This window comes from Streptomyces sp. NPDC001927, assembly GCF_053594455.1.
Genome location: NZ_JBSFEN010000006.1, coordinates 23,350 through 37,153 on the forward strand (window position 1 = coordinate 23,350; position 13,804 = coordinate 37,153).

A 13,804-nucleotide genomic window follows, 5' to 3' on the forward strand; every position below is an offset into this window, starting at 1 on the left:
ACCAGGGATTCTCGAGAGCGCCGGCCCGGCAGTTCCACATCACTTTCGATTACGCGAAACCACAGTGCGTTGGTTGGTTCTGGTGCAAGGTGCGGATGTACTTCGCACCCCCCTTTGAAGGCAACGCCCGGGTGACGCCGCGCGAGCGGCACGCAGCACAACTATCTCCAAGGAGAACCACCTTCATGAAGGTGACCCGCCACGCCGTCGCCCTCGCGACGACGCTCACCATCGTCACGCTGAGCGCCTGCGGTCCCGAGCCGACGCCGCCATCCACAACTCCGAGGACGACCGATCCAACGGCGGCGCCGACCACAGCCGTCACCACGCCTGCCGTGCCGACGACGACCGAGACGACAGAGCCCCCAGCCGCCGAACCGGTCGAGGTCCCCGACGTCGTCGGCATGAACCACCGGGAAGCGCAGAACCTGCTACGCAGCCAGGGCTTCCTCGTCAACGAGGAGGACGCCCAAGGCGACCGCTTCATCATCAACAACAGCAACTGGAAGGTCTGCAGCCAGGACCCGGAGCCCGGCACCACGGACGCCCTCCGCGTCGCCATCTACTCCGTCAAGCTGGACGAGTCCTGCTGATCCAAAGCACCCGGACACCCTCACACACCGCCGCGCGGCACCCTCACCGGCAGCCCGCCACAAGGACAGCGGAAACGCACGATCCCCAGGCGCGCCATCGCGATCACTTCGACGACCACCGGCACCGCGACCACGCTCACGAACTTCAACGCCGGCCACCTCCCCCAGTGTCGTCATGGGCATCATCGCCGCCCGCGGCCCCCTGGACTGCCCGCGACCCGGCGAACCAGGCGCCTGACGAGACCACCGGCCCCGTCCGATCCCTCAGGCGGCGGCCAGACCCGCTCAATTCGGCTCCCGCGCGAGACCGGCACGGTTCCGGGGCGCAGCGTGCGGCACCCCCCTCCATCGGTGCGGAAAACCGACGGGGGCTTCGCCCAGGACGAACTCGACGAGGGCCCCGCGACATCGTTCCTCGCCGAAGGCCGCCCGCCCGGCTTTGACGCCGAGGCAGACAAGCAGCGCAACACCGTCGAACGACGCGTCAACCGGCTCAAGCAGTGGCGCCGCCGGGCCATGCGAACCGACAGGCTCGCCATCGCCTATCAGTCCGCGCCGCAGCCTCCCGCCATCCCCATCTGGACACGGCGACAGCTCGCCGGCTCAACGATCCACCATCCAGTGCGCGTCGGGAGGCCACGAGCCCTTGCTGACGACGTGGTCGACGATCCTGAACGCTTCCTCAAGCGGAACGGTGTCCTCGTCCAGGTATGCGTCGTACTGCCCGTTGGAGAGAAGGAAGCCGGCGCTCGATCCCTCAGTTCCGGGGTAGACAGCATGCTCGCCGGGATCGCCTTCACCCTCCATCAACACCACCATCGCCCGCTTGGTGTTGGTCACGAAAGCCAGCCCGCGGCCCGACGAACCGGTCAACCACGTGTCAAGCTCGCCTGCGGCGATCTCGCCCGGAGCGTCTCCAGCACCACCTCGGACGACAGCACAGTGCTGCTGTCATCGATCACCCAGGCCTCGGTCATGAGCTCGACGATCTCATAGCCGATCTCGGAGACAGACCCTAGTCCTCGGGGTCGCGCAGGCCGACGCAGTCAAGAGGCCCAGAAAGCCTCCGAGTAGACGAAGGTGCCCGTCGTCCACGGCTCGTAAGAGGACAATAGGGCCGGTCCGGGTGTCGGGCGACCTGAAACGCGGCTTCGGGGATACGCCGCGACGGCGAACGGAATCCCACCGCGCCGGCACCCTCGAAGCCGCGCGTGCCGTCATAGCGCGGCGAACCCTCCAGGAACACCAACGGCACACCCCGACCGTCGGCCACCTCGAGCACGTGGGCAATGAGCCGCGTACCGATGCCCTGGCTGCGTAGGTGAGATCGGAGAGCGCTTGTCGGCGGTTTCGCAGAGCGGTCCGGGTCTCTGGCCATCGGGAATGTTGCCGAGAACTGGCAGCAGGCAGTTGCGTCGGAACCTGGGTGACGTCAAGCAAATGTTGACCGTAGGCTCTCGGCGAAAGGCAGGTGCGGTGGACATCACGGTGCAGTGGATCAAGACGTCGTGGACGAAGCAGTCTCGGGGCGGGGAGGCCGCTGCCCGCAGGAACGCGGCACCAGTCGGCTTTTCGTTGCCTCAGGTGCCCTCCGGGTTTGCCCACTTCGTCCAGATGCCCGAGCGTGATGGTTTCGCGCCGCGTTCGAGCCAGAAGGACCTTCGCCAGATCGGTGTCAGCCTGCGGGACGAAGGTGGTCGGCTCCGAGTGCTCGCTCGTGTGGAGCCGCTCTTCGGGTTGCCGCCTCGGCCGCGCAGGCCGCCGGCAGTTCGACTGCTTCCCGGGCAGTGGGTTCGCTGGCAGTTGAACTACCGGTTCACCAGCGCCCTGGGAATCCGCGGTTGGTCGTACTGGCTCGATACGTTCAACATCGCATACGGCCTCGTCGACCTGGATGTCTTCCTGTCGGAGCCGACCGTGATCGTCGATGAGTGCGGGCCCGTTCGATAGAGCAGGCGGAATGCGCTCAGACGGCTGCTCGTTCCGCTTGGGCGCGGGCGGTGAAAGCTTCGAAGTCCAGGAGCACCTCGTCCTTCGGCCCCGCCCGGCGCCGGCCCGGCCACGGCTGGCGTACGTAGCCGTGCAGCGCGGGCAGGAACATGCTCTCCACCGCCCGGTTCAAGCCCTCGACGGTGCCCTTGGTGCGGGGTGTAGGCGGGCAGGTCCTCGACGGTGACGTCGAGGGCGTTGGACGCGGCGGTCACCGTCCTCGACAGGAAGTCCTTGCCCCGGTCGACGCGTGCCTTCTCCGGGAGCCCGCCCTGCGGCCCGAACGGCTCCTCGCGCACCACGGCCGCCCGGAGTGCGGCCAGGACCGACCCCCGCGCCGGATGCCTAGGGGTGACCACGACACCCATGATCGTGTTCGACGCGCCGTCCAGGAACCAGGTGACCCACGGCCGGCGCGCAGCGCCCTCGACGTCGACCCGGACCGGGGCCTGGACGTGATCGGCCTCCCAGACCTGGTTCCGCCATCCCTGCGGCCGGGCCAGGAACACATCATGCTTGCGGGCCTCACGCTCACCGCCGGCAAGTCCCGCCCGCTCCCCCGTAGTCAGATCACGCCGGATCACGCGGTGCAGTGCCGGAACCGACGGAGGCGGCGCACCCTCGCCCCGGGGCCACGCGGGCGGTCGACTCACGGTGCACAGCAGCGACGTTGCCCTTCCACAGCCCGAGCAGAGCCCGCACCTCCGCAGTGACCGTGAACCTTCCCGGATACGGGGCCCGCTCCCCCGGCGCCGCAGCCTCGTCCTGCTCGGCCGCGGCCAGCCACCGGCACACCGCCCGCTCCCGCACACCCAAGCATCCGCCGCCAAGCGGACATGCCGGGTAGTGAGCTTCCCCTCCTCACGCAAGGCCGGCAGACGGCGTACCGCGGGCCCCGCAACGCCCGAACCGACACAGCCGGCAAAACCGCGTCCGTATCCCCGCCCGACCCCGGCGGGTGAGCCCCCTCATCCCCCCGATCACACACCGACCACACACCGGCCACCCACCGGCCAGCGGATCAGAACTCACGAAACCGAGACAGCGTCACACCTGCCGCGATAAAGACCCACGACAGCGAACCCCCACCAATCCTCTCACCACCACGACAGTCCCCCCACCCCCAAAAGACCCCCGAACACCATCAACACACCCCCACCCGACTGTCTCTCGCACCACTGTCCCCAAACCGAGAAATCGCCCCCCAAAGGGAGACTTGGATGGGCCGGGCAGGCCGGGAGACGGCCATTCAGGGGGTCAGGCGGGGGTGGGGGTGGGGGTGGGTCGGCTGTCTGGGCAGCAGCAACAGCCGCGTCGCGTGCGGCCTCCCACTCGGCCTCCGCCGCGGTGCGCACCACGGTGGCGTCCATCGTCGTCCGGCGCACCGGAGAATGGGCCGCATCGTGAGCTGTCGACTCCACCGGTCCCGCGGACGACCTCGCCGCCGCCGACGCGCAGGCGGCGCGGACGCTGCGCAGGGCGGAGGTGACCCGCACGGACCTCGTCCGCCATGGCCCCACCGGCTTCGGCGGCCTGATGGATGAGACGGAAGCCACTGCCTACGCTCGCCCCCTGCTCGCTCCGTCCACGGCACCGCTCCCCGAAACCCTCCGCACCTGGCTCTCGCTCCACGGCAACTGGGACCGCACCGCCGTCGCCCTCGGCATCCACCGCGACACCGTCCGCCGGCGCATTGCCCGCTGCGCCACGCTCCTGGGCATGGAGCTGAACGATCCGGACCTACTGGTGGAGCTGTGGTTCGCCCTGCGGACACCGTGACTCACCGACGGCCGAGGCAGGGGTGGGGTGCTCCCGGCTCCGGGAGCACCCCGCCGGGATCACGTCACGGGCAGCCGGGGCCCGTGCCGGGGTTGGTGCAGACGTCGGTGCCGGGACCGCCGTTGTTGGTGTTCGTGCCCGCGCCTCCGTCGAGGTTGTCGTTGCCGGCCTCCCCGAAGAGGGAGTCGTCTCCCGAGCCGCCGGTCAGGGTGTCGTCGCCCTGGGAGCCGTGGAGGGTGTCGCCGCCCGTGCCGCCCTCGATGCGGTCGCCGCCGGGCCCGCCGGTGATCACGTCCGCCCCATGGCCGCCGCACACGAGGTCGTTGCCGGCGCCGCTGTTGATGGTGTCGTTGCCGCTGCGGGCGAGGATGACATCGCGTCCGGAGGTGCCGTTGATCTGGTCGTCGCCAGGGGTGCCGGTGAGGGTGGGCTGTTCGCCGAAGCACGTGGTCGCGTCGACGTTGGTGGTCTCCGTCGCGGTGTCGTTGGCCGGGGCCGGGTCGGAGACCGCGCCGGCGACGCCCGCCGTGTCGACGGCGATATCCTCCGTCGTGGCCGTCACGGTGATGGTCCGCGCAGCGCTCGCTCCGGCGGTCAGGGTGCCGACGTCACAGGTGACGACGTCCGGGGTGGTGCCCACCACGGTGCACCCGGGGGACGCCGAGACGAACTGCACTCCGGCCGGGAGGGTGTCCTGGAGCACGACCCCCTCGGCTGTCTGGGGGCCGTTGTTCGTCGCGGTGAGCGTGTACGTCACGTCCTGCCCCACCACGACGGGATCGGATCCCGTGTCGGACTTCGTGATCGCGAGGTCGGCGTCGGTCAGGTGGAGGTGCCCGATGAAGCCGGAGAGCTCGGCGAACCAGATGTCGTCGTCAGGGCCCTTGGTGATGCCCCAGGGGGCGCGGTCGGCTGACGGCAGGGGGAATTCGGCGATGACGCCGGACGTGCTGATCCGCCCGATCCTCCCGCCGTTGACCCCGGTGACCCAGAGGCTGTCGTCCGGCCCTGCGACGATGTCCTGCGGAAAGAAGTCGGGACCGTTCACCGGCAGCTGGAACAGGGTGATCACGCCGGACGGCGTGATGCGGCCGATCCGGTTGAAGCCGTACACGGTGAACCAGACGTTCCCGTCCGGGCCGGCGGTGATACCGGTCGGGCCGCCGCCCCCGGGGACCGGGAACTCGGTGACGACTCCGGACGGGGTGATCCGGCCGATGAGGTTGGCCCCGGGCTCGGTGAACCAGAGGTTCCCGTCCGGCCCGGTGGTGATGTAGGACGGTTGGCCGGAACCAGCGGGCAGGGGGTACTCGGTGAGTTCACCGGAGGTGGTGATTCGGCCGATCCGGTTGCCGTTCTGCTCGGTGAACCACATGGCCCCGTCCGGGCCGGCGGTGATGCCGGTGGGTTCGACGAACTGGTCGGGGAGGGGGTACTCGGTGACCGTGCCGTTCATGTCAATCTTCCCGACCCGGGAGTCGAAGTGCTGCATGGTGAACCAGAGGTTCCCGTCCGGGCCGGTGGCGATGTCGTGCGCACTGCTGAACTCGCTCAGGGGGTACTCGGCGATGAGGGTGCCCGCCGGGCTCATGCGGCCGATCTTGTCGACGCCCCCCTGGGTGAACCACAGATTGCCGTCCGGGCCGGTGGTGATGCCGATCGGGTTGCCGGGGGCGGGCACGGGGTGTTCGTCGATGACGACGGCGGCCCGGGCCTGGGGCGCCCCAGCGGCCAGGGTGAGGGCGACGGCCATCAGGATGCCGGCCAGCAGCGCGCCAAGTCCGCGCCGACGGCGGGGTTTCGGCTGCTTGGGTGCCGCCGGCTCTGGCGGCTTGAGGGTGGTGGGAGGCATGGGCGAGCACCTTTCGGTCGCATCGGAACGCGCCCGTCGTATCAGAGCCCGATCGTTTCTGCGGATGCGGCGGTACCTGCAACACGCCGCATCCTCACCCACATATCACCCGATCGGAGTCATTCCCCCGTCGCGGAGCCAGAACGGGCGGACGGCCCCGCCGCGGCTCAGGGCCAGAGCTTGTTCACGGCAGTGCGGGTGGTCGTCTTGAAGGCGGTCACCAGGGCTTCCTCCCGTCACCCATCCGACCCCACCGGACGTAGGTGACGGTCCGTCCGCCGCGGCCCACGGACGACAAGTGGATGTCCGTGTTTGCCGATCTCCCGGTTCGCGGTGTCGAGGCTGCAGACGTACGCGCCCTCCTCCACCAAGCCCCCTCGACCAGCCGTGCCGGTCGCCGGGTTTCCCCATGACACACGGTCCTCGTCAAGGAAAAACCCTGCAGCGTGAACGCACCAGCGCGAAAGTGGGCCGCGGAGCGCGGCCGCACGTCCGGTGGAAGCCACCGAAGCCGACGCGACGGCAGCGACGGTTCATCACCGGCACCGTCGCACCGCACGCCGCCCCGCACCCCGGGCGACAAGTGGTTCAAGCACAACGTCGCCCAGCTCAACTCCATCGAATCCACCCTCGACCTCATGGCAACTGCCTGACCACAAAGTGGGGTGGGTGGACCCGGCCCGGACCGGGTCCACCACCCCCACTTCCGAATTACCCCGGGTGAGCTTGATCCGCCAACGCCGCCACCCCTCGGACACCACTGACGCCGAGTGGGCACTGATCGAACCCCTTCCGCCCATGCCGGCCTGCGGAACCGAGGCCGGCGCGGCTCCGGAGAAGCACCCCGGACGGGAGATCGTCGGAGCGATCCGCCACGTCGTCGACACCGGATGCAAGTGGAGAGCCCTCCCGACCAACTACCCGCCCTGGCGCACGGGGTCTGGGGGTTCATGACCCGCTGGACTCCAGCCGGCGTCATCGGGCAGATCCCCGACCACCTACGCAGACGCATCCGCCGTCACATGGGCAAACCCCCGCGGGCGGTCGCGACCGTGATCGATTCCCAGAACGTCAAGGCCACCGAGACCGTGGGCAGGAACGCGCGCGGCTACTACGCCGCGAAAAGATCAAAGGCAGGAAACGTCATCCTGTGGTCGACACCCGTGGCCTTCCACTGCCGGTCATGGTCACCCCCCGCCGACATGACCGACCGCGACGCGGCCAAGGAAATCCTCTTCCTCCTCAGCCTCACGCACCCCGAGATCACCATCGTCTGGGCCGACTCCGCCTACGCCGGCCAGCTCGTCGACCGGGCCGAGAAGTACCTCCGCCTCACCATCAAAACGGTCAGCCGCCCCAAGGACGCCACCGGATCCGCCGTCCTGCCCCGCCGCTGGGCCGTCGAGCGCAGCCTGTCGTGGATCACGCAAGCCCGCCGCCATGCAAGAGACTACGAACGACCCGTCTCGTGGACCAACACGCCGGCGAGATCGCGCACTGGAGCGGGAACCGGGAGATCTCCCACTCCCCCCGTCCCGCCCCGAAGCCCGGTGCAACCGGCACGCCAGAACCTGCCGGGGGCTGCCCGTTCTGGTCGCCTGCCGGGGGTGGGCGGTCGTCGCCGGGCAGGAAGGCCGGAAAGGTCCACCGGACGGTGTAGAGGCGATAGCCGGCTTGAAGGCCACGCGCGGTCGTCGGCTCCGTGGTGTCCCGGCAGTGGGTGTGGGACCGACTCGCCTCCCCGCAACGCTGGGGCCGGACCGCCATGCCGACCAACGCGGCCCCCTCCCGCCATCGCAGCCGACCGGGACCGTCTCACGACCAGCCCCGCCGAACCCGCCAAACCATGGCGGCCTTCGTCGACGGCGCGCGCACTGGCCGCTTCCGCGTCAAGCGCGTCCAGCGAACGCGGGCATACACGAACTCACCAGGTCCATGGGCACCAGGCCCCGCAGGACGCGCCACCCGGGAACACGGCCCAACGCCGCCCCCGCCACCCCCCCCCAGGCTCGTGGCTGGCGAAGGTCCCCGCTGTCAGCCGGCCGGAAACGCGGGCGGCTCACGATGGCGTGCCACGCACTCATGAACGCGGCCTCGGAAACGGGAACCGCCCGGCCAAGTCGCGCCACGCGAACATCGGCGTCCGCTCCCGACTTCATCAGACAGTTGGGACCGCCGCACCTTGTGCGACGGTCCCAACACTTCGTGGCCGAGGCGGGATTCGAACCCGCGACCTCTGGGTTATGAGCCCAGCGAGCTACCGACCTGCTCCACCCGGCGACCTTCACTGTAGGAGGCCCGGACCTCACGCAGCGAGTGAATATCCGGTGGATGAACTCCCTCAGGTCAGCCGGTGGCCCGGGAGTGCGCCGACGACAGGCGCGCGAGCAGGATTTCCTGCCGCTCCCCATCCATCTTTCACAGGACGAGATCGGCAACCTCGTTCCCGTCGTGCCAAGGCACCTTCGTCACCCTGGCAAACGGAGCGATGAAGCCAGACTCCCCCGGCGCTAATTCTGACGGTCGCACACACTGAGCATCCGGCTCGCTCCGCGGTGCAGGCAAGTCCTCGCTCGACGGATCCGCGTCCTGGGAATCCGACCGGCTATCACGGCGTGATAGGTCCTGCAGAACCCGCTGCTCGGTCTCCAGAGTCTCCGCCCGCTCAACGTGGGCAGGCTCGGGGCTATCACGCCGTGACAGGTCAGGACTCCCTGCGAAAAGCAAGGCGGGAACCCATCGGGCGTTGGCAGGATGCTTGAGCTCAGCAGCCGAAGAGAAAGGACCCCGACGACTATGGCTCGTGCCATCACGTTGATCCGCTCCGCCTCCCTGTCCGACACCGCCCAGTACGCCTACGCGGCCACCGCACCCGCCGAATCACGCCTGATCTTCCTCGCAGGGGCATGTCCCCTCAACGACGACGGCTCCACCGCGGCCATCGGGGACTACGCCGGCCAAGCGGCAAAAGCCATCGAGAACATGCAGACCGCCCTCGCCGCCTCCGGCGCGACACTCCACGACGTCATCAACACAAGAGTCCTCGTCGCATCAACCCGACGAGAAGACCTCGTGACCGCCTGGAACGTCGTCCGGGACACGTTCGCCGACCACGACGTCCCCAGCACCCTGATCGGCGTCACCGTACTCGGCTACAAACACCAACTCGTCGAGATCGAAGCCATCGCCGCCGTCCTCGACACCCCAACCCACTGACACCCACATGGCGGCACGCCAGCAGCCTTCACCAACAACACCCCGATACAGCCCCGGCAAAACCACAGCCGACACGCGACGGGTCCGCGGGCTCCGCTCGCCGCTCCGCAGACCCGATGTAGCGGCAGTGCGCGTCGGGCAGCGGCCGGCATCCACTCCGCCGGGTCTCGGTCGGCCTTGACCCGGTTACCGCGCGCGGTGACCGCGACCAGCGAGGCCGCGGCGTCCTGGTCGTGCGCGTACGCCTCCCCCCGGGTGGCCGGCGTCAACGCGCCGGCCCCGACCGGCGGGGAACGTCATTCCAACCGTGCCGCATTCGAAACCGCCGGCGCCGTCGCCATGGGGTCAGAGGCGAGCGCCAGGGTGCGTGGCCGTGGACGCTACCGATCTTGACTCCCGGGCCCGAACGCGGTCGGGCCGCATCCCGCCGGAGCTGGTCTCGCGGCTGCTCGAACGCGGCCACGTCGACGTGGTGGAGTCGCAGGCCGGACGTGGGGAATGGTTCTGCGCGCTGGCGTGGGCGCGGCTGCTGGGCGAGCAGGGCCGGCAGGCCGACGCGCTGGAGGTGCTCGCTCCGTACCTGGCGACTGGCTGGTGGACGGCCGTCGAAGCCGCCGCCAGGCTGCTGGAGGGCTGGGGCCGCGTCGACGAGGCGATCGAGATCACCCGAGTCCGCATGAAGGCCGGACACCCGATGGCGCTGGAGTCCTACACGCGCCTACTCGCCCGGCACGGCCGCGCCGAGGAGGCGTTCACTCTGCTGTGCCCGCACATCAGCGAGCCCACGCTCGCCGTGACGCTGGCCGACGTCGCGGCCGCCGCCGGCCGCGACGAGGAAGCCGCCGGGCTGCTCACCGAACGGACCGAGCACCGGTGTTCCGACTTCCCATGGTGCTGCCGAGGCCTCGACCGCGACATGGCGATCGGGTTGCTCGCCAGGATCCGCGAACGCCAGGGCCGCACCGACGAGGCGATCGCCCTGCTGCGCACCGGCAGCACCACGCTGCTCAACAACCGTGAGCAGCTGGCCGCGCTGCTGGCACGGCACGGCCGGCTGGACGAACTTCGGACAGCCGCGGCGACTGACGGCTCTCGGTACGCCGTACAACAGCTCTCGAGATTCCTGGAAGCGCGCCACGACGTGGAAGGGGCGATCGCGGCCTACCGGCAGGCCGGCGGACCCGGGGCCCACGACCCCCACTCGGCTTTCGAGCTCGCGCAGCTCCTGGCCCGGCACGGCCGGGGCAACGAAGCGATCGACGTGATGCGCGTCCAGGCCGATGCCCGCAACGGAGACGACTGGATCCTCCATACTCTGTCCGACCTGTGCCTCGACCAGAACCGCCCCGAGGAAGGCCTGGCGCACCTCGACGCCCTCGCCGCCGCCCGAGGCGGCGAGGAGGACTGGGATCTGTACTGGATGCGGCTGCCGCTCATCGCCGCCCGCGACGGCGTCGACGAAGCGATCACACAGGCCCGCTCCCACCCACAGGGCGCCACCTCGTACGCGGCACCGCACATCGCCGAGCTCCTCGCCGCCGCCGGACGCACCGAGGAAGCCGTCACTGTCCTCGAACAACACGCCTCCACTAACAGCCACGACCTGGCCCGCTACCTCATCGACCTCGGCCGAGTCCAGGACGCCCTCACCGTCCTCCAACCCCGCACCCCCCGCCCGCCCAAGCTGCCGGGCCCCTGGCACGACGATCCCCCGTTCCAAGACCCTGCCCAGGCTCGGCCCGCCCTGTGACGACCCCCTCACCTGAAGAACGACGCACCGGCTACCCGGGGACTGCCCTGAGGCACAGAAGGCGCACACGCGATCTCTGGGGCGATGAATGTTCACGAGTTTTGGGTTCTGGCACAGATCTTGGGGAGCAATCGCAGAGAGTGACGGACGTTCGAATCTGCTCACGGGATGGCTATTCGAGGGCTAGGAAGTCAGGTGACGGATGATCAAGCTCGGGATGATCCGCCTCGTACCGCCCCACCGTCTCACGCCCAGCCGCTGAACGCTCAGGTCGACCGTCGGGGTTCAGAGCGAACGTCAGCCGAGACGAGCGTCGAGCTCAGGTCGACGCGGTGCGCGCGCGAATGCGGTGCGCGGTCCGCAGTCCCTGCTTGGCGGCGGTTGCCACGAGCCCGCCGAGGGTGGTTCTGGCGAGGTCGTACGCGGAGAGGCGTTCCAGCGCTGACAGGGCCCGGTCGTCGGCGGTGGAGCCGAGAGCGCGGCAGGCCAGTGCCCGGAGGTCCGGGTCGGGATCGGTGGTGAGGGCGATCAGGTCGTCCACCACCGGCGGGCCGAAGGCAGCGATCGCTGAGGCAAGATGACTGGCCTTCGGGTGCCGGCGTTCCATCATGGCCTGCCAGAGCACAGCGAGTGCCCGGTCGCCGCCGATTTGGCTGAGCGCCAGGGCAGCCCTGCTGCGTACCCAGTTGGTCTCGTCGTTCAGCCGGGCTGTCAGGGCGGGCACGGCGGCGTGTTCCTCAAAGAGTCCGAGCGCCTCGCAGGCACCCTCGCGGACCATCGGATCGGGATGTTCCAGCAGGGCGGTGATCAGCGGAACGGCCCGACGGAAGCCGAGTTCGGCACAGGCGAGCGCCGACCACCGCACCCCGCGGTGCCCGGTGTCGGCGAGCGCGCGCAGTAGCCCCGGTTCGACGCTCGCGTCGCCGAACAGGGCGATCCGGTTGAGTGCCTTGGTCCAGACGGTGACATCCTGCGTCCGGTGGTCGGAGGCGACCTCGGACAGGGCCGCCCGGGCCTGGGGATGGCCGAGCTCGGCCCACTCCAGCAGGGCGTCGATCGCCCGCAGCCGGATCGTGCGGTTCCTGCTCAACTCGGCGGCGTGGACGGTGACGAGGGATGTCGGCCCGTCCGGCGGGTGGCCGAGTGCGTCTCCGAGCGGGCCGGCGAGCGGTGGTTCGAGCTCGCCCAACCACAGGGCCAGTGGGCCGATTCGGGTGCCGACGTCCGCGTCGTAGCGGCCGTCGCCCCGCAGGTTCGCGGCCAGCTTGGCGACCGTACGGAACAGCAGCCATGCGGGGTCCGATGGGGAATCAGCGAGGGCGTCGAGTCGGCCGGACATCGCGGCAGTGACGGCGGTCGGCGGGCGACCGGTGGCCTCCAGGACCGCCTCCGCCCAGGCAAGTGGCTCGCCCTGGCGCTCGTAGAGCTGGCGACCCCACAGGCGGAGGACGGAGTCACGGTGGTCGGTCATCCCAGGATCGTTCCAGCCGGGAACACCGACAGCCAACGGGATTTCCTCGCGGTCGGTCGGGTGCCAGATCATCTCGGCATTACGCCAGCAGTCTTTGGTACGAGCACCATCAGCGGTCAGCGTCCCCCTGAGGAATCGTGACCGCCAAGGTGGGGAATTGCTTGATCTTGACAGTGCGGTCCCACAGGGACGGCGGAGTGCTACTGGAGCAGGATCATCTTCCGAAGGAGGTCGAACCCGGCTCGTCCGTAGAGCTGTCTCTTGATCTTTTTGATTCGGTTGACGGCTCCTTCGACGCTGCCGGAGCTCCACTCCAGGGTGAGGCCGGCGGTCACGGCGTTGACGTCACGGAGGGTATCCAGACCGCTTCACGTGATCTGACTCGTCATCGAACGGGTGAGACTGGCCCCTGCATACTGGCCGGATGGACGCCTGTCGGCCGTGCCTGAGCTGTGGCCACCGCGCGTTCGATCACCCACCGGCAGGCAGTGTGGAACGCAAACGCCTGATCGTCCGCAATACCTCGGTCCGGTTCTTCGCGACTTTCAACCAGGTGGGAAGCCGCTCAACCAGACTCGTCCGGGCCCAGGGCGCAAGCTCTCCGCGCTCGCGAAGCTTGGCCCCCACGTAGGCCTCCAGCAGATCGAGATGACGCACGTTATAGGCCCACAGGACGTGTCCACAGCAGCTCGTCTGCAACCACACCGGTCGCTGGAAGTAAGGATCGACAGGGTTGCCCACGACAGCAGAGTCGACCTTCCGATCCTTGAAGAAGCCGCACCCCGTGCACCGCAGCCGCCGATGGAGATCCAGGCTCCCGGAGCCGGCAGCCTTCTCATCTGCTGGGATCTCGCGGTGGGGCGTGACAGTGGCGCACCCATCACACCGAGGACAGTGCACCAGAACCTCATCGAGGAAGTCATATCCGTACTTGCGTTCGCGTCGATCTCGAAACCGGTCGCCGGACGCCTCTACATTCCCGCTCACTTGGTCAGCCTGCCAGAACCGGACTCGCCGCCCGGCAGGTACCCATATCGCTCGTCGTGGGTACCGACGGACTGCTGCCCCGCAGCAGGGGCCCCTGGACTGAGCGGGTCACTGGAGCAGGATCATCTTGCGGAGTAGTTCGAATCCGGCCCGACCGTAGAGCTGCC

At 69.2% G+C, this 13,804-nt stretch carries 10 protein-coding genes, 1 tRNA gene and 3 pseudogenes; 9 read left to right on the top strand and 5 right to left on the bottom strand.

All coding sequences use genetic code 11. The features are described from left to right. Positions 1–185 precede the first annotated feature (185 nt). On the top strand, positions 186–593 hold the full coding sequence (locus ACWCO8_RS17190) for a PASTA domain-containing protein (protein WP_451032878.1): 408 nt from the start codon (positions 186–188) through the stop codon (positions 591–593). A 20-nt stretch (positions 594–613) separates the two neighbouring features. Here the strand turns inward: ACWCO8_RS17190 and ACWCO8_RS17195 are convergent, their stop codons facing one another. Further along, positions 614–742, bottom strand: coding sequence for a hypothetical protein (locus ACWCO8_RS17195; RefSeq protein ID WP_451032879.1), 129 nt, complete (start codon positions 740–742; stop codon positions 614–616). 268 nt (positions 743–1,010) lie between these two features. Here ACWCO8_RS17195 and ACWCO8_RS17200 point away from each other — a divergent pair. Further along, positions 1,011–1,193: pseudogene (locus ACWCO8_RS17200) on the top strand (IS5/IS1182 family transposase); the annotation flags it as partial. Positions 1,194–2,069: 876 nt separating this feature from the next. After that, complete coding sequence (locus tag ACWCO8_RS17205) at positions 2,070–2,543, top strand: hypothetical protein (RefSeq protein WP_451032880.1); 474 nt, start codon at positions 2,070–2,072, stop codon at positions 2,541–2,543. A 16-nt stretch (positions 2,544–2,559) separates the two neighbouring features. Here ACWCO8_RS17205 and ACWCO8_RS17210 read toward each other — a convergent pair whose 3' ends face one another. After that, positions 2,560–2,715, bottom strand: a complete 156-nt coding sequence (locus ACWCO8_RS17210; RefSeq protein WP_451032881.1) for a hypothetical protein — start codon at positions 2,713–2,715, stop codon at positions 2,560–2,562. A gap of 1,352 nt (positions 2,716–4,067) precedes the next feature. On the opposite strand from ACWCO8_RS17210, the gene ACWCO8_RS17215 reads away from it, so the two are divergent. Then, a complete protein-coding gene (locus ACWCO8_RS17215; protein WP_451032882.1) occupies positions 4,068–4,361 on the top strand; it encodes a helix-turn-helix domain-containing protein in 294 nt (97 codons plus the stop codon). A gap of 64 nt (positions 4,362–4,425) precedes the next feature. On the opposite strand, the gene ACWCO8_RS17220 is transcribed toward ACWCO8_RS17215, so the two are convergent. Then, positions 4,426–6,213, bottom strand: coding sequence for a virginiamycin B lyase family protein (locus ACWCO8_RS17220; protein ID WP_451032883.1), 1,788 nt, complete (start codon positions 6,211–6,213; stop codon positions 4,426–4,428). Between the two features lie 526 nt (positions 6,214–6,739). Between ACWCO8_RS17220 and ACWCO8_RS17225 the strand changes: the two are divergent. From ACWCO8_RS17225 to ACWCO8_RS17235, 3 genes and pseudogenes are all read left to right on the top strand, one after another. Continuing rightward, positions 6,740–6,866, top strand: a pseudogene (locus ACWCO8_RS17225) (RacP protein); the annotation flags it as partial. A gap of 145 nt (positions 6,867–7,011) precedes the next feature. Beyond that, entirely contained in the window at positions 7,012–7,167 is a 156-nt protein-coding gene (locus ACWCO8_RS17230) for a transposase (RefSeq protein ID WP_451033318.1), read from the top strand. Positions 7,168–7,235: 68 nt separating this feature from the next. Further along, a pseudogene (locus ACWCO8_RS17235) lies at positions 7,236–7,616 on the top strand (transposase); the annotation flags it as partial. An 803-nt stretch (positions 7,617–8,419) separates the two neighbouring features. On the opposite strand, the gene ACWCO8_RS17240 reads toward ACWCO8_RS17235, so the two are convergent. Beyond that, positions 8,420–8,493: transfer RNA gene (locus ACWCO8_RS17240), tRNA-Met, on the bottom strand. A 516-nt stretch (positions 8,494–9,009) separates the two neighbouring features. Between ACWCO8_RS17240 and ACWCO8_RS17245 the strand changes: the two genes are divergently transcribed. Both ACWCO8_RS17245 and ACWCO8_RS17250 read left to right on the top strand, forming a co-directional pair. Continuing rightward, a complete protein-coding gene (locus tag ACWCO8_RS17245; RefSeq protein WP_451032884.1) occupies positions 9,010–9,429 on the top strand; it encodes a RidA family protein in 420 nt (139 codons plus the stop codon). Positions 9,430–9,802: 373 nt separating this feature from the next. Further along, the gene (locus ACWCO8_RS17250; protein ID WP_451032885.1) at positions 9,803–11,179 is read left to right on the top strand and encodes a tetratricopeptide repeat protein; all 1,377 of its coding nucleotides are present in this window, start codon (positions 9,803–9,805) and stop codon (positions 11,177–11,179) included. 319 nt (positions 11,180–11,498) lie between these two features. On the opposite strand, the gene ACWCO8_RS17255 is transcribed toward ACWCO8_RS17250, so the two are convergent. After that, entirely contained in the window at positions 11,499–12,650 is a 1,152-nt protein-coding gene (locus ACWCO8_RS17255; RefSeq protein ID WP_451032886.1) for a HEAT repeat domain-containing protein, read from the bottom strand. Positions 12,651–13,804 lie beyond the last annotated feature (1,154 nt).

Excerpts from the sequence above, each read along its gene's own strand:
- ACWCO8_RS17190 (WP_451032878.1), top strand. The coding sequence starts at position 186 with ATGAAGGTGACCCGCCACGCCGTCGCCCTCGCGACGACGCTCACCATC.
- ACWCO8_RS17220 (WP_451032883.1), bottom strand. The coding sequence starts at position 6,213 with ATGCCTCCCACCACCCTCAAGCCGCCAGAGCCGGCGGCACCCAAGCAG.
- ACWCO8_RS17230 (WP_451033318.1), top strand. The coding sequence starts at position 7,012 with ATGCCGGCCTGCGGAACCGAGGCCGGCGCGGCTCCGGAGAAGCACCCC.
- ACWCO8_RS17245 (WP_451032884.1), top strand. The coding sequence starts at position 9,010 with ATGGCTCGTGCCATCACGTTGATCCGCTCCGCCTCCCTGTCCGACACC.
- ACWCO8_RS17255 (WP_451032886.1), bottom strand. The coding sequence starts at position 12,650 with ATGACCGACCACCGTGACTCCGTCCTCCGCCTGTGGGGTCGCCAGCTC.